This is a genomic window from Cupriavidus lacunae (genome assembly GCF_003353055.1).
In the GTDB taxonomy this organism is placed as follows: Bacteria; Pseudomonadota; Gammaproteobacteria; order Burkholderiales; family Burkholderiaceae; genus Cupriavidus; species Cupriavidus lacunae.
The window spans coordinates 83,023-103,952 of the sequence record NZ_QKWJ01000007.1 but is presented as its reverse complement, the minus strand read 5'-3'; the positions used below and the strand labels follow the sequence as shown (position 1 = coordinate 103,952).

The window sequence follows — 20,930 nt, the reverse complement described above, 5'->3', positions numbered from 1 at the left end:
CGGGCCGCATTGACCTATATCAAGGTCGATTCGGGGACCCGCATATACCCTCCACTGGGTAGAAAAAGGTCCCCATGTCGTCGCCCCCAGTCACCAGTCCTTCGGCCAGCTTGCTGGCGCCATTCCCGCCGGCCATCGATCGCGATGCCGCGGGCACGGCCGCAGCCGGCGCCGGCGCGCGGCTGGCCTGCTTCCATTGCGGCCTGCCCGTCACCGATGCCGAGCCCCTTGCCGCCGACCTGGACGGCAGCCGCCGGCTGTTCTGCTGCGGCGGTTGCCAGGCCCTGGCGCAGACCCTCCATGCAGCGGGCTTTGCCCATCTCTACGGGGATGAAGCCCGCTTCGCACGCCCCATCGACGACGACGCCCGGCGCGAGTCCGAGCCGATCTGGGCCGCCTACGACACCCCCGAGCTGCGCAGCCAGTTTGTCCGTCCCCTTGACGGCGGCCGCGCCGAGATCACGCTGGCGCCCGAGAACATCCGCTGCGCCGCCTGCGCCTGGCTGATCGAACAACACCTGAGCCGCCAGCCGGGTGTGGAGTCCGCGGTGGCCAACGTGGCCACGCGGCGGGTGGTGGTCCGCTGGCGTGACGGTGCCCAGTCGGTGGCCGGGCTGCTGGCCGCGCTGGCCGGCATCGGCTACATGGCCTGGCCGTTCGAAGTCTCGCGCACTGACCAGCAGGACCGCCGCGCGCGCCGCGGGCTGCTGATGCGCATGGCCGTGGCCATGCTTGGCATGATGCAGGTCATGATGTACGCGTGGCCGATCTACACCCACGAGGCCACCATCGACCCCGGGCAGCTCCAGCTGATGCGCTGGGCCAGTTTCGCGCTGACGTTGCCGGTGGTGCTCTATGCCGCCTCGCCGATCTTTGCCGGCGCCTGGCGCAGCCTGCGCCAGCGCCATATGGGGATGGACGTGCCGGTGGCGATCGGCATCGGCGCCGGCTTTGCCGCGAGTGCGCTGGCCACGGTGCGCGGCGTGGGCGAGGTCTATTTCGATTCGGTGACGATGTTCGTCGCCTTCCTGCTGCTGGCCCGCTACCTGGAGCTGCGCGTGCGCCAGGCCTCGCGCAGCGGCGCCGAGATGCTGGCGCGCCAGCTGCCGGCCACCTGCGAGCGGCTGGCCGCGACGGGTGCCGCCGGCGAGCGTGTTCCGGTCGCGCGCCTGCGTACCGGCGACCTTATCCGCGTCAAGGCTGGCGAGATCGCCTCCGCCGATGGTGCCGTGGTGGCGGGCGCGAGCGAACTGGACGAATCCATGCTGACCGGCGAGAGCCGCCCGGTGCGCCGCGCCGCCGGCGAGACCGTGCTGGCCGGCAGCTTCAATACGGCCAGCCCGCTGGAGCTGCGGGTGACCCGCGTCGGCGCCGGCACCCGCCTGGCCGAGATCGTCGCCGTGCTGGACCGCGCGCTGGCGGAAAAGCCGCGCCTGGCCACGCTGGCCGACCGCGTCGCGGGCTGGTTCGTGGCGACGCTGCTGGTGCTGGCGGCGCTGACTGGGCTGGTATGGGGCCTCTGGATCGATCCGTCGCGCGCCTTGCTAGTGACGATCGCGGTGCTGGTGGTCAGTTGCCCGTGCGCATTGTCGCTGGCCACGCCTGCTGCGTTGGCCGCGGCCGGCGCGGCGCTGTCGCGGCGCGGCGTGCTGCTGACGCGCGGCCACGCGCTGGAAACGCTGGCGCGCGTCACCGACGTGGTGCTCGACAAGACCGGCACGCTGACCGAAGGCCGCTTTGCCGTGGTGGCGGTCGAGCCGCTGGCCGACGCCGATCAGGCCCAATGCTTGTCGCTGGCCGCGGCGATGGAGCGCGGCGGCGAGCATCCGATCGCGCGCGCGCTGGTGGCCGCGGCGCAGGACAGCGCCGGCATGCCGCTGCAGGTCACCGGCATGCGCAACATTCCGGGCCAGGGCCTGGAGGCGGTCGTGGCCGGCCGCCGCCTGCGCCTGGGCCGTGCCGATTTTGTCGCGGCGTTGGTGGCCGATGGCCTTCCAGCGCGCGCAGCGTCCAGCGATCCGACCCATCCCGGTGCTACCGTAGTCCGGCTCGGCGCCGAAAGCGGGCTCCTGGCACGCTTTATCCTGGCCGATGTCGAGCGGCCGCAGACGCCTGAGTTGCTTGCGCGCCTGCACGAACTGGGCCTGCGTTGCCACCTGGTCTCGGGCGACAACACCGCGGCGGTGCACTGGTGGGCATCGCATTTCGGCATCGACTGCGTGGCCGGCGAGGTCCCCCCCGAAGGCAAGCGCGACTACGTGGCGCGATTGCAGCAGGGCGGGGCCGTGGTGCTGGCGGTGGGCGACGGCATCAATGACGCGCCGGTGCTGGCGCAAGCGCAGGTGTCGATTGCCATCGGCAGCGGCGCGCCGCTGGCCCAGGCCGGCGCGGACGCGGTGCTGACGCATGGCGGTGTCGCCGAGATCGCCACCGCGCTGGCGGTGTCGCGCCAGACCCGCGGCGTGGTGCGCCAGAACCTGGGCTGGGCCTTCTTCTACAACGTGATTGCCATTCCGCTGGCGGCGACAGGGCTGGTCACGGCATGGATGGCCGGCATCGGCATGTCGCTGTCATCGTTGCTGGTGGTGGCCAATGCCTGGCGCCTGCTGCGCGCAGGCAAGCCGCGCCACAAGGGAGTCTGACGATGGAAACGCTTTACCTGCTGGTGCCGATGAGCCTGGTGCTCGTGGTGGTCATCGCAGGCGCGCTGTGGTGGGCCCTTCATGCCGGGCAGTACGACGACCTGGACCGGCCCGCCGAATCGATCCTGCTGGACAACGACAAGCCCTGAATCCGCGGCAAAAGAGGGCCTCCGACCGGGGCTTTGCCCGCAGGTTCAACGCGTGCCCGGATCGACTTGATAAAGATCAACGCGCCTGCGGCACAGTTTTCCTAAAGTCACACTGTCAGCAGGTTTTCTCTTTTCTCTAAGCTTTGGGGGTCTGAATGGATGTCACTGCCGCGTCTTCACGCGTCGACACCTTCAATTATGGCGTCGTAAGACAGTTCGCTGTCATGACGGTAGTCTGGGGGATCGTCGGCATGGCCGTCGGCGTGCTGCTGGCAGCACAGCTGATCTGGCCCGAACTCAACTTCAACACTCCCTGGCTGTCGTTCGGCCGGCTGCGCCCGCTGCATACCAATGCGGTGATCTTCGCCTTCGGCGGCAGCGCGCTGTTCGCGACCTCGTACTACGTGGTCCAGCGCACCTGCCAGGCCCGCCTGTTCTGCGGCCCCCTGGCCGCGTTCACGTTCTGGGGCTGGCAACTAGTCATCGTCGCGGCCGCCATCACGCTGCCGCTGGGCATCACCAGCTCCAAGGAGTACGCCGAGCTTGAATGGCCCATCGACCTGCTGATCACCGCGGTCTGGGTGGCCTACGCGATCGTGTTCTTCGGCACCATCGTCAAGCGCAAGACGCGGCACATCTATGTCGCCAACTGGTTCTTCGGCGCCTACATCCTGACCATCGCGCTGCTGCACATCGTCAACAACATCGAGATGCCGGTGTCGCTGTGGAAGTCCTATTCGGCCTATGCCGGCGTGCAGGACGCGATGATCCAGTGGTGGTACGGCCATAACGCCGTGGGCTTCTTCCTGACCACCAGCTTCCTGGGGATGATGTACTACTTCATCCCCAAGCAGGCCGAGCGCCCGATCTACTCCTACCGCCTGTCCATCGTCCACTTCTGGGCGTTGAACTTCACCTATATGTGGGCCGGCCCGCACCACCTGCAGTACACCGCGCTGCCGGACTGGGCGCAGTCGCTCGGCATGGTGTTTTCGCTGATCCTGCTGGCGCCGTCCTGGGGCGGCATGATCAACGGCATCATGACCCTGTCGGGTGCCTGGCACAAGCTGCGCACCGACCCGATCCTGAAGTTCCTGGTGGTGGCGCTCTCGTTCTACGGCATGGCCACTTTCGAAGGCTCGATGATGTCGATCAAGACCGTCAACGCGCTCTCGCACTACACGGACTGGACCATCGGCCACGTGCACTCGGGCGCGCTGGGCTGGGTCGCGATGATCTCGATCGGCTCGCTCTACTACCTGATCCCGCGGCTCTTTGGCGAGAAGCAGATGTACAGCGTCCGCCTGATCGAGTGGCATTTCTGGATCGCGACCATCGGCGTGGTGCTGTATATCGCCTCGATGTGGATCGCCGGCGTGATGGAAGGCCTGATGTGGCGCGCCACGCAGCCTGACGGCACGCTGACCTATGCGTTCGTCGAAGCGGTCAAGGCCAAGTACCCGTTCTACCTGATTCGCCTGCTGGGTGGCCTGTGCTTCCTGTCCGGCATGCTGCTGATGGCCTACAACGTGCTCAAGACCATCGTCGGCAAGCGTGCCGTGGATGCGCCGATCCCGGCCAGCATCCCTGCCTCTGCCCACTGATCAATCCAGGATAGAAAGATGTCCGACAAACAACGCTTCTTTTCCCATGAAACGCTGGAAAAGAACATCGGCTGGCTGATCATCTGCACGATCCTCGTGGTCAGCATCGCGGGTCTGGTCCAGATCGTGCCGCTGTTCTTCCAGCACTCCACCACCGAGCCGGATCCGGGCATCACGCCGTATTCGCCGCTGCGGCTGATGGGGCGCGATATCTATATCCGCGAAGGCTGCGTCGGCTGCCACTCGCAGCAGGTGCGCACGCTGCAGGCCGAGACCGAGCGCTATGGCCATTTCTCCACGGCGGGCGAATCGGTCTACGACCATCCGTTCCTGTGGGGCTCCAAGCGTACCGGTCCCGACCTGGCCCGCGTGGGCGGGCGCTACTCGGATGACTGGCAGCGCATCCACCTGCGCAATCCGCGCGACGTGGTGCCGGAATCGGTGATGCCGTCGTACCCGTGGCTGGAAAAGGCCGAGCTGCCCACCAACGATATCCAGTCCCGCATGCGCGCGCTGGTCCGGCTGGGCGTGCCGTACACCGACGCCGAGATCGCCAAGGCACCGGACGAGCTCAAGGGCAAGACGGAAGAGGACGCGCTGGTTGCCTACCTGCAGGGCCTGGGCACCAACCGCCGCAACGTCCGCGTGGATTCCGCCGCGGCCGCGGCACCCAAGGAGTAAGCCATGGCCTTGATCACTGCCATTGCGACCGTCGTGTCGATGGTCGTCTTCCTGGGGATCTGCTGGTGGGCCTGGTCTGCCGGTCGGCAGGCCGCCAACCGGGAATCCGCCATGCTGCCGTTCGCGCTGCCTGACGAAACCACGACAACATCGAGCCGGAACACCTAGTCATGAGCGATTTCATTTCCGAATTCTGGAGTTATTACATTGCCGGCATCGCGCTCATCGGCATCGTCTGGTGCGTGTGGCTGCTGTTCTCGCAACGCAAGATCACCAAGACTGCCGGTGGCGCCGAGGATACCGGGCACGTCTGGGACGGTGACCTGCGCGAGCTGAACAACCCGCTGCCGCGCTGGTGGATGTGGATGTTCCTGCTGGCCTGCATCTTCAGCCTGGCCTACCTGGTGCTGTACCCGGGCCTCGGCTCGTACGCCGGCGTACTGAAGTTCTCCACGCAGGGCGAACTGGCGGCGCACCGCGCGGCGCAGGAGCAGATGCAGAACGAGATCTACGCCAGGTACCTGAAGATGGACGTCAAACAGGTGGCGGCGGACCCGCAGGCGCGCGAGATCGGCCAGCGCCTGTTCCTGAACTACTGCGCGCAGTGCCATGGCTCGGACGCGCGCGGCAGCCGCGGCTTCCCGAACCTGACCGACAATGACTGGCTGTATGGCGGCGAGCCGGAAACGATCCAGCAGACCATCGCCAAGGGCCGCAATGGCGTGATGCCGCCGTTCGCCGCCAGCATTGACGCCAAGCAGGCGGGCGATGTGGCGCAGTACGTGCGTTCGCTGTCCGGGCTGTCGTCGGATCCGATCCGCGCATCGCGTGGCGAGGGCACCTTCAAGACAACCTGCGTGGCCTGCCACGGCTCCGGCGGCAAGGGCAACCAGGCACTCGGTGCGCCGAACCTGTCCGACAACGTCTGGCTCTATGGCAGCTCGGAAGCCAGCATCGTCGATGCCATCCAGAAGGGCCATAACAGCCATATGCCGGCGCATGAGGAAATCCTGACGCCTGAACGCATTCGCATGCTGACGGCCTATGTCTGGGGTTTGTCCAATACCGGGGGCGGAGCCGGGCAATGACCGACGACTCATGTGAGCGGGCGCTGGTGGCTCGCGGGAGAGCATGCTCATGAACGCACCCGGGACTGAGGAAAGGGCCCGGGCGGCCGACCTGCAACGGTCGGCCGCTGCGCCGGGCGAGACCTCTGACGAAACGCTCTACGAGGTCCGCCGCAAGATCTATCCGCGCTCGGTGACGGGCGCCTTCTCCAGTTGGCGGGTCTGGATGGTGATCCTGACCCAGTTGATCTACTATGGCACGCCCTGGCTCCAATGGAATGGCCGCCAGGCCGTGCTGTTCGACCTTGGCGAGCGCAAGTTCTATATTTTCGGGCTGGTGCTGTGGCCGCAGGACGTCATCTACCTGGCGGTGCTGCTGGTCATCTCCGCGCTCGCGCTGTTCCTGTTCACGGCGATCGCGGGCCGGTTGTTCTGCGGATACGCGTGTCCGCAGACGGTCTACACCGAGATCTTCATGTGGATCGAGCGGCGGGTCGAAGGCGACCGCATCGCACGCATCCGCCTCGATGGCGATCCGTGGAGCCTGCGCAAGTTTCGCATCAAAGCCACCAAGCACTTCCTGTGGGTGCTGATCGCGCTCTGGACCGGCTTCACCTTTATCGGCTACTTCGCCCCGGTCCGCGAACTTGGCGGCGAGGTGCTGGCCCTGTCGCTGGGGCCGTGGCAGGCGTTCTGGATGCTGTTCTATGCGTTCGCAACCTGGGGCAACGCGGGCTTCATGCGCGAGCAGGTGTGCAAGTACATGTGCCCGTATGCGCGTTTCCAGAGCGTGATGGTGGACCGCGATACCTATGTCGTGACCTACGACGTCGGGCGCGGCGAGCCGCGCGGCAGCCGCTCGCGCAAGACTGACCACCACAAGGCGGGCCTGGGCGATTGCGTCAACTGCAGCATCTGCGTGCAGGTGTGTCCGACGGGCATCGATATCCGCGATGGCCTGCAGTATGAATGCATCGGCTGCGGCGCGTGTATCGACGCGTGCAACCAGGTGATGGACAAGATGGACTACCCGCGCGGCCTGATCCGGTACACCTCGGAGAACGCGATGCGCAAGGGCTTGTCCGCCGTGGCGTCGCGCAAGCGGCTGCTGCGTCCGCGCGTGATCATCTATTCAGTGGTCTGGGTCGCGCTGCTGGCCGGGTTCCTCGCGTCGATCGCGCTGCGCACGCCGTTGAAGGTCGACATCATCCGCGACCGCGGCGCGCTCGGCCGGGAAGTGGAAGGGCGCTGGATCGAGAATGTCTATCGCCTGCAGCTGATCAACACGACTGAAGCGCCGATGCAGATCCGTGTGAGCGCCGACAGCGACGAGCTGAAGAACCTGACGGTGGAGTACGACAAGCAGGCGGAATCGCTGGCGCCGACCTCCAACCGGTTGCTGCCGATCCGCATTCGCGTGCCGGTCGAGGCCGCGGCGCAGGGCACGCACAAGATCAGCGTGACAGTAACGAGCGAAGGCACGGGGCGGGGGCATGCCGAAATCCGGCAATCCACCAGTTTTATCGTGCCGCGCGATTTGTGAAGCTAGGGGACTCGGACGTAGTCGCCAAGATGAAGGGGGCAAGATGAGTCAGCAAGGGAATCCGTGGTGGAAGGAACCGTGGCCGTGGCTGCTGATGAGCGGTCCGCTGGTGGCCATGGTGGCGTGCGGCGTGACGATCTGGCTGGCGTCAACGCACCCCGACATGCCCGTGCAGGGTGTGGCGCGCCATGGCCTGGTGGTGGAGAAGGCCGCGGCCACGACGCCCAAGACTGCACCTGCGAGGCAGCCATGAGGTTGCGCTGGCTGATGTGGGTACTTTGGCCGGGGTTCCTGATGGCCGGCCTGGCGACTGCGACGGTCTTTTCCGTGGTGGATCCGGGCGAGCTGAACTTCTTCGGGCATCCGATCGAAGCGTCGCGCGAATCGGTCTACACCATCGGCTTCCTGGTCGCATGGGTGTTCTGCGCGCTGTCCAGCGGGCTGACGCTCTACACCATGCCGACGAGGCTCAGCGACACCGACGAACTGGAGTGAGGTTGGCGCTGCCATCGCCGCATGCGGCGATGGCAGCGTGGCAGTGGCTCAGCAGGAACGGCTGTAGAGTTGCTTGATGCCGTCGATGTCGACCAGCTTGACGTGGCGCTGGCGGATCTGGATCAGGCCGGCTTCGGCAAAGCGGGAGAACAGGCGGCTGACGGTTTCCAGCTTCAGCCCGAGGTAGCTGCCGATCTCTTCGCGGCTCATGCGCATCACGAACTCGGAAGCAGAATACCCGCGTGCCGACAGCCGCTCCGACAGGTTGATCAGGAAGGCGGCAAGGCGTTCCTCGGCGCGCATCGAACCGAGCGTGACCAGCATCAGCTGGTCGTGCGTGATCTCCTTGCCCATCAGGCGCAGGAACTGCTGCTGCAGCGATGGCAGGTCTGACGACAGCGATTGCAGATCGTTCATGCGGACCACGCACACCTCGGTATCTTCCAGCGCGGCGGCATCGGAGGCGTGCTGCATCTCGCCCAGTCCGTCAAGCCCGACGATTTCACCGGGCAGATGGAAACCGGTAATCTGCGAGCGGCCGTCTTCGGTGGTGACGTGGGTCTTGAGCGTACCGAAGCGGATGGCATAGACGGCGGTGAGCGGGTCGCCCATGCGATACAGGGTTTCACCCTTGTGCACGCGAATGCGCTCTTGCACCAGCGTGTCCATCTTGGCGAGGTCTTGCTGCGACATGCCAACCGGAAGGCACAGCTGCCCCATCGCACACGTGGAGCAACGGGGCGACATCTCGGTAACGGGAATGGAGGTGAGCAATTGGAACCTGCTAGAAATGGCAGCGAGGGCGCGATTAGGACATTTTACCGTGCGATGTGATGCGGCAGGGAGACAGAATTGACATTTGCGGTGCTGATCAGCGTTTTCCTGCTGGCTTTGCTCGGCGGCGTCCACTGTGCCGCGATGTGCGGTGGCGTGGCCCTCGCGGCGGAACAACGGCGCGGAATGCCTGCGACGGTCAGTCTGGTGCGCAGCCGCGCCGGCTGGCTTGTCGAGTTGTTGGTGATGCACATGGGCAGGATCTCGACTTATATGCTGCTGGGCGCGGCCCTTGGCGCCGCCGGCGCTTCGGCATGGAAGCAGGATTATCTGCCGGTGCAGCGCTGGCTGTTCGGAGTGGGCAGCCTGATGCTGCTGTGGTCCGGCTGGCGCCTGCTGCGCGGCAGTACCTTTACCGTGAACTGGCTGGAACGGCTGGCAGCGCGCGGCAGTGCCGCCGTGGCGCGGCGGCTGGGCCGCCTGGCCGGCGGCATGCCGGCATTCGTGCGGGCGCGCGGCGGGTTGGCGCGGCGCTATGGGGTGGGGCTGGCCTGGGGGCTGGTTCCCTGCGGCATGGTCTATGGCGCGCTGACGCTGGCGCTGCTGGCGGGCAACGCGGGCTCCGGGGCGCTGGTCATGGGGGTTTTCGGGCTCGGCACGCTGCCGAATCTGCTGGTCTTGTCCGGGCTGTCGGGCTATCTGCGGCTGTTGTCGCGGCGTCGCGGCGTGCGGCTGGGGGCAGGCCTCGCGGTGATGGCGTTTGGCGGCCTTGGCATTGCGCGAGCGGTGCTGCTGCCACATTCGCTGGCCGAGCAGGGGTTCTGTCTGGTGTTTTGATGCTGTCTGGGACTGTTCTGAGGCGTTGGCGCCGCATGGACAACGGATGATGGTTGCAGGCAGAGGCGGGAATGCCATACAATCGCCAACATTGCGGTATCGCGCGGAGTCAGACAGGCCGCGGTAAGCAGTGGCGAGCAGCGCCAGGCGGCCTTCATACCAGAAGGCGCGCTCAGGACAAGGGAAGCGGAAGGTTTTCGATGCCCGTCCCGCCCCCGCGGTCCATCCGGTTCAAAAGATCTGGTTCAAAAGTCCGGCTGGCCCCGTGGTGTTGTAGATGCCGGCCTTGCTCCCGATATCCGTTTTTTTCTTGCGTCCGAGGCGTTCAGTTCGCTGACAGCGACGTCCGTTGTGTGCGGATGCGCGACGCAAGAGGTTCGCTGGCCGGTCCATGACGGTATGCGGACGATCTCCTGTCGGAACGACCCGGCAACTCGATGCAAAGAAAGGGAAGTGCACGGCTTGGATGCAGCAGGTATCCGGCTCGCTGCGCAATGAGATGGCGGTGGCTTTCGCACCGCTGTATCCAAAATCTCCGGTGCCCCGGATCCGTCCGGGAGCAGGTGCAAAGACAGGCTGCACACCATCAACATGAATACCCAAGAGGCGAAGGTCGTCCTCGAGACGGCGCTGATCTGCGCGCAGGAACCGTTGCGCGTCAATGATCTGCGGCGACTGTTTGACGACGACGTCGGCGCAGACACCATCCGCGTGCTGCTCGAGGAACTGCGCCAGGACTGGCGGCCGCGCGGCGTGGAACTGGTGGCGCTGGCCAGCGGCTGGCGCTTCCAGAGCCGGCCGGAAATGCGGGAATACCTCGACCGCCTGAATCCGGAAAAGCCGCCGAAGTATTCGCGCGCCGTGATGGAAACCCTGGCGATCATTGCCTATCGCCAGCCCGTGACCCGGGGCGATATCGAGGAAATCCGGGGCGTGACCGTCAGCACGGAAGTCATCAAGAAGCTGGAGGACCGCAGCTGGATCGAGGTGATCGGCCACCGCGACGTGCCCGGCCGGCCCGCGCTGTATGCCACCACCAAGGCGTTCCTGGACGACCTTGGCCTGCGCACGCTGGACGAACTGCCGCCGCTGGAAGACGCCCAGGCACAGGCGCAGGCAACCTTGCTGGAGCAGCAGGCGATCAATTTTGAAGACCTGGCGGCGAACAAGCCGGCCAGTGCCGACGAAGAAGCTTTTGCCGAGCCGGCCACCCCGGCGGCGGCCGAAGCGTCTGGCGAGAATCAAGCCGACGAGGCCAGTCCGATGGACGAAGGCGCCAATGGCTTCGACGTGCGGCCGCTGCAACCGGCGGCTGACGAGGCTGATTCGAACGATTCCACCGAACCAGCCGCACCCAATCCGGACGGGGCGCGGGGCGAACTGCCCGACGACGGCATTCCGCCGCACCCGAGCGAGCACGACGAGCGCGTGCCGAACTGAACAACATGCAACATCCGATAGTGAATATCTTGTCTGATTCCGTTGAGCAAGACGCCCGCAACGCGGGCGCATCCGCCGACACCGGCGCCGCAGAACCCGGATCGGGCAGCGAAGCCGCGCCCCGCCGCAAGGGGCTGCGCCGCGGGCTGAGGAACCTGGTGGCATCGCGCCGCCAGGCGCAGGACCGCACCGAGGGTGCCGAAGGCGCCAGCGCCGGCGGCCAGGGCGAAGCCGGTGAGCCGGGTGCCGCACAGGCGGCGGGCGGCGCGCGTGGTGGCCAGCGAGGCCGCGGCAAGCGCAAGACGGGGCAGGGTGAAGGCGGCCAGGGCAACCAGGGCGGCCAGGGCAGCAGCAAGGCAGACAAGGTGGACCGCGCGGCCAGGGCCGAAGGCACCGACAAGCCGGAGCAGCCCGGCCGCAAGCGCAAGCCGGGCCAGCGCACCGGCAAGGCGGCAGCGCCTGGCGAGGCCCAGGGCGCCGGCGCGCGCCAGCAGGGGCGACGCAAGGAGGGCGGCAAGCCGCAGGCACCGCGCAAGGCCCCGGCCGGCGCAGACAAGACCGCGGCGGGCAGCGAAGACCTGTTCCGCTTCGTGATCTCCGAGCAGTACGACAGCGAAGACACCGTGATCCCGCGCACCAAGGCCAAGCCGGTGCGCGAGCTGTCGGCTGACGACGACGCGCCCAAGCTGCACAAGGTGCTGGCCGAGGGCGGGCTGGGCTCGCGCCGCGAGATGGAAGAGCTGATCCTGCAGGGCCGGGTCTCGGTCAACGGATTGCCGGCGCACATCGGCCAGCGCATCCTGCCGGCCGACCAGGTTCGCGTGAACGGCAAGCTGATCCACCGCAAGGTGTCGACCAAGCCGCCGCGCGTGCTGCTGTACCACAAGCCCGCCGGCGAGATCGTCAGTCAGTCCGATCCGGAAGGCCGTCCGACCGTGTTCGACAGCCTGCCGCGCATCAAGACCGGCAAGTGGGTCGCGGTGGGCCGCCTGGACTTCAACACCGAAGGCCTGCTGATCTTCACCACGTCGGGTGACATTGCCAACCGCTTCATGCACCCGCGCTACGGCGTGGAGCGCGAGTACGCGGTGCGCACGCTGGGCGAGCTGGCCGAAGCCGACCGCCAGCGCCTGCTGCACGGCATCAAGCTCGACGACGGCGAGGCCAACTTCCTGCGCATTGCCGACGGCGGTGGCGAAGGCGTCAACCAGTGGTACCACGTGGCCCTGACCGAAGGCCGCAACCGTGAAGTGCGCCGCATGTTCGAGGCGGTCGGCCTGACCGTGTCGCGCCTGATCCGCACCCGCTACGGCCAGTTCCTGCTGCCGCGCGGCCTCAAGCGCGGCCGCTGGCAGGAAGTGGAGCCGAATGACGTCAAGGCGCTGATGGCCGGTGTCGGCCTGAAGGTGCCCGGCAAGGGCGAGCAGGCACCCAGGGGCGCCACCAAGGTCGGCGGGCGCAAGCAGCGTACCGAAGCCGCGATTGCCGGCATGCCGATGCCCACGGGCATGGACGGCCTGCCGCGCTTCGACCAGGGCGGTGCCCGCGGCGGCAGCCGCAGCAGCCAGCCGGATCCGATGAAGACGTCAATGGGCTATATCAGCCACGGCCCGACCTTGCTGACCTCGCACGCGGCCAACCTGGGCGGCGGGCGCGGTACCGGCGCGCGCCAGGGGCGCGGTGGTGCCGGCATGGGCGGCATGGGCGGCATGGGTGGCATGCGCGGTCAAGGCGGCCAGGGCCAGGGTCAAGGCCAGGGCAAGCCGCGCCGCGGCGGTGGCGAAGCCAATGGCAATGTGATGCCGAAGGCGGCGAAGCCGGGTGGTAACCGCTCGCCGCGTGGCGGCGGCGGTGGTGGCGGTGGTGGTGGCGGCAATCGCGGTGGCAACCGCGGCGGCAACCGATAAGCGCTGATTGCGGCGCACGGCGGGCAGAATGCCCGCTGGCGCCGCGTGCAGTGTGCGGAAATGTCTGGCTTTTGCCTTTTCGACATAATCCGCGTATAATTCAAGTCTATTCAAAAAGCCATCCTCGTCGAGGATGGGCGAATGATGGGCATTGCGCCCATTTTTTTTTGGTTCGCCCGTTTTTCGGTTCTCTCCGCTGGGGCGGGGGGATGGCGGACAGGCAGGGCTGCAGCAGGGTCGTCCCGGACGGCACCGGCGGGTTTGCCTGCCGCGGTGTTGATGGCCATTACTCGGGATAACAGTGCATCTGGCAGATTTGATCGAAACCACCCTTAGCGGCATGGGATATGAGCTGGTCGAGCTCGAGCGTGCCCCGGCTGGATTGCTGCGTGTCTATATCGATCAGCCTGAAACCGGCATTGCCATCGAGGATTGTGAAAAGGTGAGCCGCCAGCTCACCCACGTGTTCACGGTCGAGAACGTCGACTACGAACGCCTCGAGGTCTCGTCGCCCGGACTGGACCGGCCGCTGAAGAAGCTGGCCGATTTCATCCGCTTTGCCGGCGAGGAGGTGCGCGTGACGCTGCGCCTGCCCGTCAACGGACAGAAGAACTTCACAGGCATCCTGCGCGAGCCCACCGGCGCGGCGGGCGAGGAGAAGATTGGCCTGGAGTTCGAGGGCAAAGATGGCCCGGCGCTGCTGGAATTTGCCGTATCCGATGTCGACAAGGCACGCCTGGTGCCGGTGATCGACTTCAAAGGAAATCAAAGAAAAGGGAACAAGCAATGAGCCGCGAAGTTCTGTTGCTCGTCGATGCGCTTGCGCGTGAGAAGAACGTCGACAAGGATGTGGTATTCGGTGCCCTGGAGGCGGCGCTCGCCTCGGCCACCAAGAAGCGTTTCGAGGAAGACGTGGATATCCGTGTCGCGATCGATCGCGAGTCGGGCGAGCATGAAACCTTCCGCCGCTGGCTGGTCGTTCCCGACGAGCTGGGTCTGCAGGAACCGGACAAGCAGATCCTGCTGTTCGAGGCCCGCGAGGAAAACCCCAGCATTGAGCTGGACGACTATATCGAGCAGCAGATCGAGTCGGTCGAGTTCGGCCGCATCGGCGCGCAGGCTGCCAAGCAGGTGATCCTGCAGCGCATCCGCGACGCCGAGCGCGAGCAGATCCTGAACGACTACCTGGATCGCGGCGAGAAGATCATGACCGGCACGGTCAAGCGCGCCGACAAGAAGGGCCTGATCGTCGAATCCGGACGCGTGGAAGCGCTGCTGGCCCGCGACCAGATCATCCCCAAGGAAAACCTGCGTACGGGCGACCGTGTGCGTGCATATATCCTGAATGTGGACCGCGCCGCGCGCGGCCCGCAGATCGAACTGTCGCGCACCGCGCCCGAGTTCCTGATCAAGCTCTTCGAGAACGAAGTGCCGGAAATGGAAGAGGGCCTGCTGGAGATCAAGGCGGCTGCCCGCGATCCGGGCGTGCGCGCCAAGATCGCCGTGGTCGCGCATGACAAGCGCATCGACCCGATCGGCACCTGCGTGGGCGTGCGTGGCACGCGCGTCACCGCGGTGCGCAACGAGATCGGCGGCGAGGCGGTGGACATCGTGCTGTGGTCGGAAGACCCGGCGCAATTCGTGATCGGCGCGCTGGCGCCGGCGCAAGTGCAGTCGATCGTGGTGGATGAAGAGAAGCACAGCATGGACGTGGTGGTCGACGAGGAAAACCTCGCCGTCTCCATCGGCCGCAGTGGTCAGAACGTGCGCCTGGCGTCCGAGCTGACCGGCTGGCAGATCAACATCATGACGCAGGAAGAATCGGCGCAGAAGCAGGCCGAAGAGAGCGATGTCGTGCGCAAGCTGTTCATGTCCAAGCTGGACGTGGATGAGGAAGTTGCCGACATCCTGATCGAGGAAGGCTTCTCCACGCTGGAAGAAGTGGCTTATGTCCCCATCAGTGAAATGATGGAGATCGAGGCCTTTGACGAAGACACCGTCAACGAGCTGCGCAATCGCGCGCGTGATGCGCTCCTGACGATGGAACTGGCCCGGGAAGAAAAGGTGGAAGAGGTGTCGCAGGATCTGCGCTCGCTCGACGGCCTCAACCCGGAATTGATCGGCAAGCTGGCCGAAGGCGATATCCATACGCGTGACGACCTGGCCGAACTGGCCGTGGACGAGCTGGTCGAGATGACCGGTGTCAGCGAGGAAGAAGCCAAGTCGCTGATCATGAAAGCACGGGAACATTGGTTCAACTGAGGGACACGGCCGGGCCGGCCTACAACTGGCCCGGGCGCGCTTTCCGCAACAATTTGTCCCGACGTAGAAACCAAGCATTGAAAGGGTTTGAATGGCAAGCACAACAGTTGCCCAACTGGCCGCAGAACTGAGTCGCAGCGCAGCTGCCCTGCTGGAACAATTGCAGGCGGCTGGGGTGGGCAAAGCGACGCCAGAAGACATCATCACGGAATCGGATAAGACCAGGCTGCTGGACTATCTGAAGCGCTCGCACGGCCAGGCCGACGACAGCGCCCGCAAGAAGATCACACTGACCAAGCGCGAAACCTCCGAGATCCGCCAGTCGGATGGCACCGGCAAGACCCGCACGGTCCAGGTAGAAGTGCGCAAGAAGCGCGTGCTGATCAAGCGCGACGAAGCTGCGCACGATGCCCAGGCCGACGGGGTCGAAGCGCAGGCGCCTGTCGTCGACGCTGCCGATGAGGCACACCGCGAAGCGGAAGAACGCCAGCAGGCAGAACTGCTGGCGCGCCAGGAAGCTGAAGCCAAGGCCGCCCGCGAGGCTGCCGAGCGCGAGGAAGCCGAGCGCCGCGCCCGCCAGGAAGCACTGGAGGCTGAACAGCGCCGCCAGGCCGAACTCGCCGCCCGCAAGGCGGAGGAAGAGGCTGCAGCATCGCTCGCCGTGACCGAGGCCCACGAAGACTCCTCGCGCAAGAAGGCTGAGGACGAGAAGGCCCGCGTCACCGCCGAACGCGCCGAGGCGCAGAAGGCTGCCGACGAGGCCAAGGCCGCCGCCGACAAGGCCCGTGCCGAGCAGGAAGTCGCGGCCCGCAAGCGCCGCGAGGCTGCAGAAGCCGAGGCCCGTGCGATCCAGCAGATGCTGAACGCACCGGCACGCGTGCTGAAGGCGCCGTCCGAGCGCAAGGCCGAGGAAAAGAAGGCCGAGCAGACCGGTACGCTGCACAAGCCGGTCAAGCCGGCCGGTGCGACCACGGAAGCGAAGAAAGACGACAAGAAGCCGGCCACCACGACCACGACCACGACCACGGCGACCGCCGACAAGAAGGGCAAGGTCGTGAAGGCGGGCTGGCAGGACGACAGCAGCCGCAAGAAGGGCAGCGGCCTGAAGACCCGCGGCGATACGTCGGGTGGCGTGGGCGGTTGGCGCGGTGGCCCGCGTGGCCGTGGCGGCAGGCAGCAGCATGACGACAGCCGCAGCAGCTTCCAGGCGCCGACCGAGCCGGTCGTGCGTGAAGTGCACGTGCCGGAAACCGTCTCCGTGGCCGACCTGGCGCACAAGATGGCCGTCAAGGCATCCGAGGTCATCAAGCAGATGATGAAGCTCGGCCAGATGGTGACCATCAACCAGGTGCTGGACCAGGAAACCGCCATGATCGTGGTGGAAGAAATGGGCCACAAGGCGCATGCCGCCAAGCTGGACGATCCGGAAGCCCTGCTGGTCGTGGACGGCGAAGACCACACCGACGCCGAACTGCTGCCGCGTCCGCCGGTGGTGACGGTGATGGGTCACGTCGACCACGGTAAGACCTCGCTGCTGGATTACATCCGCCGCACCAAGGTGGCCGCGGGCGAAGCCGGCGGCATTACGCAGCACATCGGTGCCTACCACGTGGAAACCGACCGCGGCGTGATCACCTTCCTGGACACCCCGGGTCACGAGGCCTTCACGGCCATGCGTGCCCGCGGTGCCAAGGCGACCGATATCGTGATTCTGGTGGTTGCCGCCGACGACGGCGTGATGCCGCAGACCAAGGAAGCCATTGCGCATGCCAAGGCTGCCGGTGTGCCGATCGTCGTCGCGATCAACAAGATCGACAAGCCCGATGCCAACCCGGACCGCGTCAAGCAGGAACTGGTGGCGGAGCAGGTGGTGCCGGAAGAATACGGCGGCGATTCGCCGTTCGTGCCGGTGTCCGCCAAGACCGGCGCAGGCATTGAAGACCTGCTGGAGCAGGTCTCGCTGCAGGCCGAAGTGCTGGAGCTGAAGGCACCGGTGGATGCCCCGGCCAAGGGCCTGGTGGTGGAAGCCCAGCTGGACAAGGGCAAGGGCCCGATCGCAACCATCCTGGTCAGCAGCGGCACGCTCAAGCGTGGCGATGTGGTCCTGGCTGGCAGCGCCTACGGCCGCGTGCGTGCCATGCTGGACGAGAACGGCAAGCCGACCAAGGAAGCCGGCCCGTCGATCCCGGTGGAAATCCAGGGTCTGTCGGAAGTGCCTGCCGCCGGTGAAGAAGTGCTGGTGCTGCCGGACGAGCGCAAGGCACGTGAAATCGCGCTGTTCCGCCAGGGCAAGTTCCGCGACGTGAAGCTGGCCAAGCAACAGGCCGCCAAGCTCGAGAACATGCTTGAGCAGATGGCCGAAGGCGAAGTCCAGACGCTGCCGTTGATCGTCAAGGCCGACGTGCAGGGTTCGCAGGAAGCGCTGGTGCAGTCGCTGCAGAAGCTGTCGACCGCCGAAGTGCGCGTGCAGATCGTGCACGGCGGCGTGGGTGGCATCTCCGAATCCGACGTCAACCTGGCGACGGCTTCGAAGGCGGTCATCATCGGCTTCAACGTGCGTGCCGACGCTGGTGCGCGCAAGCTGGCCGAGCACAACGGCATCGATATCCGCTACTACAACATCATTTACGATGCGGTAGACGAGATCAAGGCGGCGATGTCGGGCATGCTGGCGCCGGAGAAGCGCGAAACCACCATCGGCCAGGTCGAGGTGCGCCAGGTGTTCCGCGTGCCGAAGATCGGTGCGGTGGCCGGCTGTATGGTTACCGACGGCCTGGTCAAGCGCAACTCGCTGGTGCGCGTGCTGCGCAACAACGTGGTCATCCACGACGGCGAGCTGGATTCGCTCAAGCGCTTCAAGGACGACGTCAAGGAAGTCAAGCAAGGCTTCGAGTGCGGTTTGTCGATCAAGAACTTCAACGATGTTCAGGAAGGCGACCAGCTCGAGGTGTACGAAATCACAGAGGTGGCGCGTACGCTGTAAGGCGTCGCAAGCAACGGCAGGCTTCGGCCTGCCGTTGTCATCTCGACTAGACGTAACTGAATGGCCAAGAAAGGCAATATCTCCTCCCGCAATCTCCGCATCTCCGACCAGATCCAGAAGGACCTGGCCGAGATGATCCAGCGCGAACTGCGCGACCCGCGCCTCGGCCTGGTCACGCTGCAGTCGGTCACGCTGACGCCCGACTATGCGCACGCCAAGGTGTATTTCACCGTGCTGGGCGCCGAAGCCGCCGAAGCGGAAGCCATCCTGAATGAAAAGTCAGGCTACCTGCACTCGCTGCTGTACAAGCGCCTGCATATCCATACCGTGCCGACGCTGCGCTTTTTCCACGACACTTCGGTCGAACACGCGATCGAGATGTCCAAGCTGATCAACGAAGCGAACGCCACGCGTTCGAAAGACGACTGATGCCGGCACCCATGCCGCCTGGCATGGGCTAGCTTGCTGCGGCCTCCATTCGCGCCGCATCGTCGCCTTCAGCTTCCTCCCGCTTTCTCCCGATGACCGATTCCAACGCCAACCGTCCGCCGCGTCTGCCGCGTCGCGAGGTCCATGGTGTGCTGCTGCTCGACAAGCCGCTGGGCCTGTCGTCCAACGACGCACTGGTGCGCGCCAAGCGTCTCCTGCGTGCAACCAAGGCCGGGCATACCGGCACGCTGGACCCGCTTGCCACCGGGCTGCTGCCGCTGTGCTTCGGCGAGGCCACCAAGTTCTCGCAGGACCTGCTGGAGGCGGACAAGACCTATGACGCCGAAGTGCGCCTGGGCGCGCGCTCGAGCACCGGTGACGCCGAAGGCGAGTTGCTTGACGTGCGCGAGGTCACCTGCGACCGCGCCGCGGTGGAGCGGGCGCTTGCAGGTTTCCTGGGCGAGATCGAGCAGGTGCCGCCGATGCATTCGGCGCTGAAGAAGGATGGCCGTCCGTTGTACGAATACGCGCGTGCCGGCCAGACCGTTGAGCGCGCGGCGCGCCGCGTCACCATCCATGCGATCGCGCTGCTGGACTGTGCCTTGCCCGATGCCCCGTCGTTCACGATGCGGGTGACATGCAGCAAGGGCACCTATATCCGCACGCTGGCCGAGGACATCGGCGAAGCGCTGGGCTGTGGCGCGCACCTGACCGGACTGCGCCGGATCGCCGTGGGCGACCTGACGCTGGACGGCGCGGTGACGCTGGCACAGATCGAACAGCAGGATGACCTGCAACGTCCGGCCATGCTGGCCCCGGTGGATGCGTTGCTGCAGAAATGCGTGCCCGTGCATCTGGATGATGCCGCGGCAGGGCGTTTCCTGCAGGGCCAGCGCATTGCCCAGCGCGACCTGCCGGCCGGCACCCAACTGGCCGAGGATGCGCTGGCGCGCGTCTACGCCGGCGCGCCAGCGCGCCTGCTGGGCGTGGCGCGCATGCGCGAAGGCGCGTTGCGGCCGGAGCGGCTGGTCAAGCTGTAACTTGCGCAAGGGGCGCAAGCGCGCGCCCCGTCGGCAACTACTCGAGCGTGACCTTGGCCGTCTTGATGACGTCGGCCCACATCTTCCGGTCCTGAGCGAGGAACCCGGCGAAATGCTCCGGGGTATCGCCCACGGGTTCGGAGCCGAATTCCGCCATCTTCTTCCTGACTTCCGGGTTCGCCAGCGCCTTGATCAGCGCCTGGTTGTAGCGTGCCACGATCGCCTTCGGCAGGTCCTTTGGCCCGAAGATGCCCTGCCAGGTCGGCATGTTGAAGTCCTTCAGGCCGCTCTCGGCAAGCGTCGGCACTTCCGGCAACAAGGGCGAACGCTTGCTGCTGGTGACGGCCAGGGCCTTGACCTTGCCGGTCTTGGCCAGCGTTGCCGCGGTGGTGATGTTGTCGACCGTCATGGCGATATGGCCGCCCATCAGGTCGGTGATCACCGGGGTGGCGCCCTTGTACGGCGCATGAACCATGTCGATGCCAAGGCGGTGCAGCATGGTCTCTGCAATCAGGTGATTCGACGTGCCGACGCCGGCGGTGCCGTAGGTGACCTGCGGCGTCTTTTTGACGTAGGCGACGAAGTCGGCCATGGTCTTGACCGGCAGGGCCGGATTGACGATCACGACATTCGGCTGCGTGGCCAGCATGGCGACGGGCGTGAAATCATCCACCTTGTACGGCGTGCCCTTGGAGTTGAGCAGGTGCGTCACCGTCATCGCGCCGGCTGCGCCCATGCCGATGGTGTAGCCGTCGGCCGGTGCCTTGGCCAGCTTGTCGGCGGCGATATTGCCGCCCGCGCCCGGCACGTTCTCCACCACGATCGGCACCCCCAGGCTTTCCGACAGCGGCGCCTGCACCAGGCGCGCCAGCAGATCAGCCGAGCCGCCGGGTGCAAAGCCCACCAGCAGGCGCACCGGCTTGGTCGGCTTCCACTCCTGCGCCTGCGCGCCCGGGATCACCGCCGCGCCCACGCTCATCCACATCATGCCGCGCACCAGCGGCACCATCCACTTCGCTACCTTTTCCATTATGACTTCCACCCCAGCTGTGTCATGGACAATCTGTCAGCGGGCTT

19 protein-coding genes are annotated in these 20,930 nt (G+C 66.0%); 17 read left to right on the top strand and 2 right to left on the bottom strand.

Annotation, left to right across the window (positions count from 1 at the left end):
• Nucleotides 1-74 precede the first annotated feature (74 nt).
• The 9 genes from DN412_RS08735 to DN412_RS08695 all read left to right on the top strand — a co-directional run bounded on the left by DN412_RS08735 (nucleotide 75) and on the right by DN412_RS08695 (nucleotide 8,181).
• Entirely contained in the window at nucleotides 75-2,642 is a 2,568-nt protein-coding gene (locus DN412_RS08735) for a heavy metal translocating P-type ATPase (protein WP_115014131.1), read from the top strand.
• Between the two features lie 2 nt (nucleotides 2,643-2,644).
• Nucleotides 2,645-2,791: a cbb3-type cytochrome oxidase assembly protein CcoS gene (gene ccoS / locus DN412_RS08730; RefSeq protein ID WP_010809469.1), complete on the top strand. Its 147-nt coding sequence runs from the start codon at nucleotides 2,645-2,647 to the stop codon at nucleotides 2,789-2,791.
• A 155-nt stretch (nucleotides 2,792-2,946) separates the two neighbouring features.
• Nucleotides 2,947-4,395, top strand: coding sequence for a cytochrome-c oxidase, cbb3-type subunit I (ccoN, locus tag DN412_RS08725; RefSeq protein WP_115014130.1), 1,449 nt, complete (start codon nucleotides 2,947-2,949; stop codon nucleotides 4,393-4,395).
• 18 nt (nucleotides 4,396-4,413) lie between these two features.
• Entirely contained in the window at nucleotides 4,414-5,076 is a 663-nt protein-coding gene (ccoO, locus tag DN412_RS08720) for a cytochrome-c oxidase, cbb3-type subunit II (protein WP_115014129.1), read from the top strand.
• A gap of 3 nt (nucleotides 5,077-5,079) precedes the next feature.
• Nucleotides 5,080-5,244, top strand: coding sequence for a cbb3-type cytochrome oxidase subunit 3 (locus DN412_RS08715; RefSeq protein ID WP_078196786.1), 165 nt, complete (start codon nucleotides 5,080-5,082; stop codon nucleotides 5,242-5,244).
• A 2-nt stretch (nucleotides 5,245-5,246) separates the two neighbouring features.
• Nucleotides 5,247-6,164 (top strand): cytochrome-c oxidase, cbb3-type subunit III, encoded by a 918-nt coding sequence (ccoP, locus tag DN412_RS08710; protein WP_115014128.1) that lies wholly within the window; start codon nucleotides 5,247-5,249, stop codon nucleotides 6,162-6,164.
• Between the two features lie 49 nt (nucleotides 6,165-6,213).
• A complete protein-coding gene (ccoG, locus tag DN412_RS08705) occupies nucleotides 6,214-7,686 on the top strand; it encodes a cytochrome c oxidase accessory protein CcoG (RefSeq protein ID WP_115014127.1) in 1,473 nt (490 codons plus the stop codon).
• A gap of 43 nt (nucleotides 7,687-7,729) precedes the next feature.
• Nucleotides 7,730-7,939 (top strand): hypothetical protein, encoded by a 210-nt coding sequence (locus DN412_RS08700; RefSeq protein WP_078196783.1) that lies wholly within the window; start codon nucleotides 7,730-7,732, stop codon nucleotides 7,937-7,939.
• A complete protein-coding gene (locus DN412_RS08695) occupies nucleotides 7,936-8,181 on the top strand; it encodes a hypothetical protein (RefSeq protein ID WP_115014126.1) in 246 nt (81 codons plus the stop codon). The genes DN412_RS08700 and DN412_RS08695 overlap by 4 nt, the downstream gene beginning before the upstream one ends.
• Nucleotides 8,182-8,229: 48 nt before the next feature.
• On the opposite strand, the gene fnr is transcribed toward DN412_RS08695, so the two are convergent.
• Entirely contained in the window at nucleotides 8,230-8,955 is a 726-nt protein-coding gene (gene fnr, locus DN412_RS08690) for a fumarate/nitrate reduction transcriptional regulator Fnr (RefSeq protein WP_115014125.1), read from the bottom strand.
• Between the two features lie 78 nt (nucleotides 8,956-9,033).
• Here fnr and DN412_RS08685 point away from each other — a divergent pair, with 78 nt between their 5' ends.
• The 8 genes from DN412_RS08685 (at nucleotide 9,034) to truB (ending at nucleotide 19,853) form a co-directional block, all read left to right on the top strand.
• Nucleotides 9,034-9,792, top strand: coding sequence for a sulfite exporter TauE/SafE family protein (locus DN412_RS08685; protein WP_115014124.1), 759 nt, complete (start codon nucleotides 9,034-9,036; stop codon nucleotides 9,790-9,792).
• Between the two features lie 591 nt (nucleotides 9,793-10,383).
• Nucleotides 10,384-11,232, top strand: a complete 849-nt coding sequence (gene scpB, locus DN412_RS08680; RefSeq protein WP_115014123.1) for an SMC-Scp complex subunit ScpB — start codon at nucleotides 10,384-10,386, stop codon at nucleotides 11,230-11,232.
• A gap of 5 nt (nucleotides 11,233-11,237) precedes the next feature.
• Nucleotides 11,238-13,139, top strand: a complete 1,902-nt coding sequence (gene rluB / locus DN412_RS08675; protein ID WP_115014122.1) for a 23S rRNA pseudouridine(2605) synthase RluB — start codon at nucleotides 11,238-11,240, stop codon at nucleotides 13,137-13,139.
• A 301-nt stretch (nucleotides 13,140-13,440) separates the two neighbouring features.
• Complete coding sequence (gene rimP / locus DN412_RS08670; protein ID WP_078196777.1) at nucleotides 13,441-13,929, top strand: ribosome maturation factor RimP; 489 nt, start codon at nucleotides 13,441-13,443, stop codon at nucleotides 13,927-13,929.
• Nucleotides 13,926-15,401 carry a transcription termination factor NusA gene (nusA, locus tag DN412_RS08665; protein WP_078196776.1) on the top strand — a complete coding sequence of 492 codons (1,476 nt, stop codon included), beginning with the start codon at nucleotides 13,926-13,928 and terminating at the stop codon, nucleotides 15,399-15,401. Before rimP ends, nusA begins: the two co-directional genes overlap by 4 nt.
• A 91-nt stretch (nucleotides 15,402-15,492) precedes the next feature.
• Nucleotides 15,493-18,384, top strand: a complete 2,892-nt coding sequence (gene infB, locus DN412_RS08660; RefSeq protein WP_115014121.1) for a translation initiation factor IF-2 — start codon at nucleotides 15,493-15,495, stop codon at nucleotides 18,382-18,384.
• 60 nt (nucleotides 18,385-18,444) lie between these two features.
• A complete protein-coding gene (gene rbfA, locus DN412_RS08655; protein ID WP_115014120.1) occupies nucleotides 18,445-18,813 on the top strand; it encodes a 30S ribosome-binding factor RbfA in 369 nt (122 codons plus the stop codon).
• A gap of 92 nt (nucleotides 18,814-18,905) precedes the next feature.
• The gene (truB, locus tag DN412_RS08650; RefSeq protein WP_115014119.1) at nucleotides 18,906-19,853 is read left to right on the top strand and encodes a tRNA pseudouridine(55) synthase TruB; all 948 of its coding nucleotides are present in this window, start codon (nucleotides 18,906-18,908) and stop codon (nucleotides 19,851-19,853) included.
• A 37-nt stretch (nucleotides 19,854-19,890) separates the two neighbouring features.
• On the opposite strand, the gene DN412_RS08645 is transcribed toward truB, so the two are convergent.
• The gene (locus tag DN412_RS08645; RefSeq protein WP_115014118.1) at nucleotides 19,891-20,883 is read right to left on the bottom strand and encodes a Bug family tripartite tricarboxylate transporter substrate binding protein; all 993 of its coding nucleotides are present in this window, start codon (nucleotides 20,881-20,883) and stop codon (nucleotides 19,891-19,893) included.
• Nucleotides 20,884-20,930: the final 47 nt, after the last annotated feature.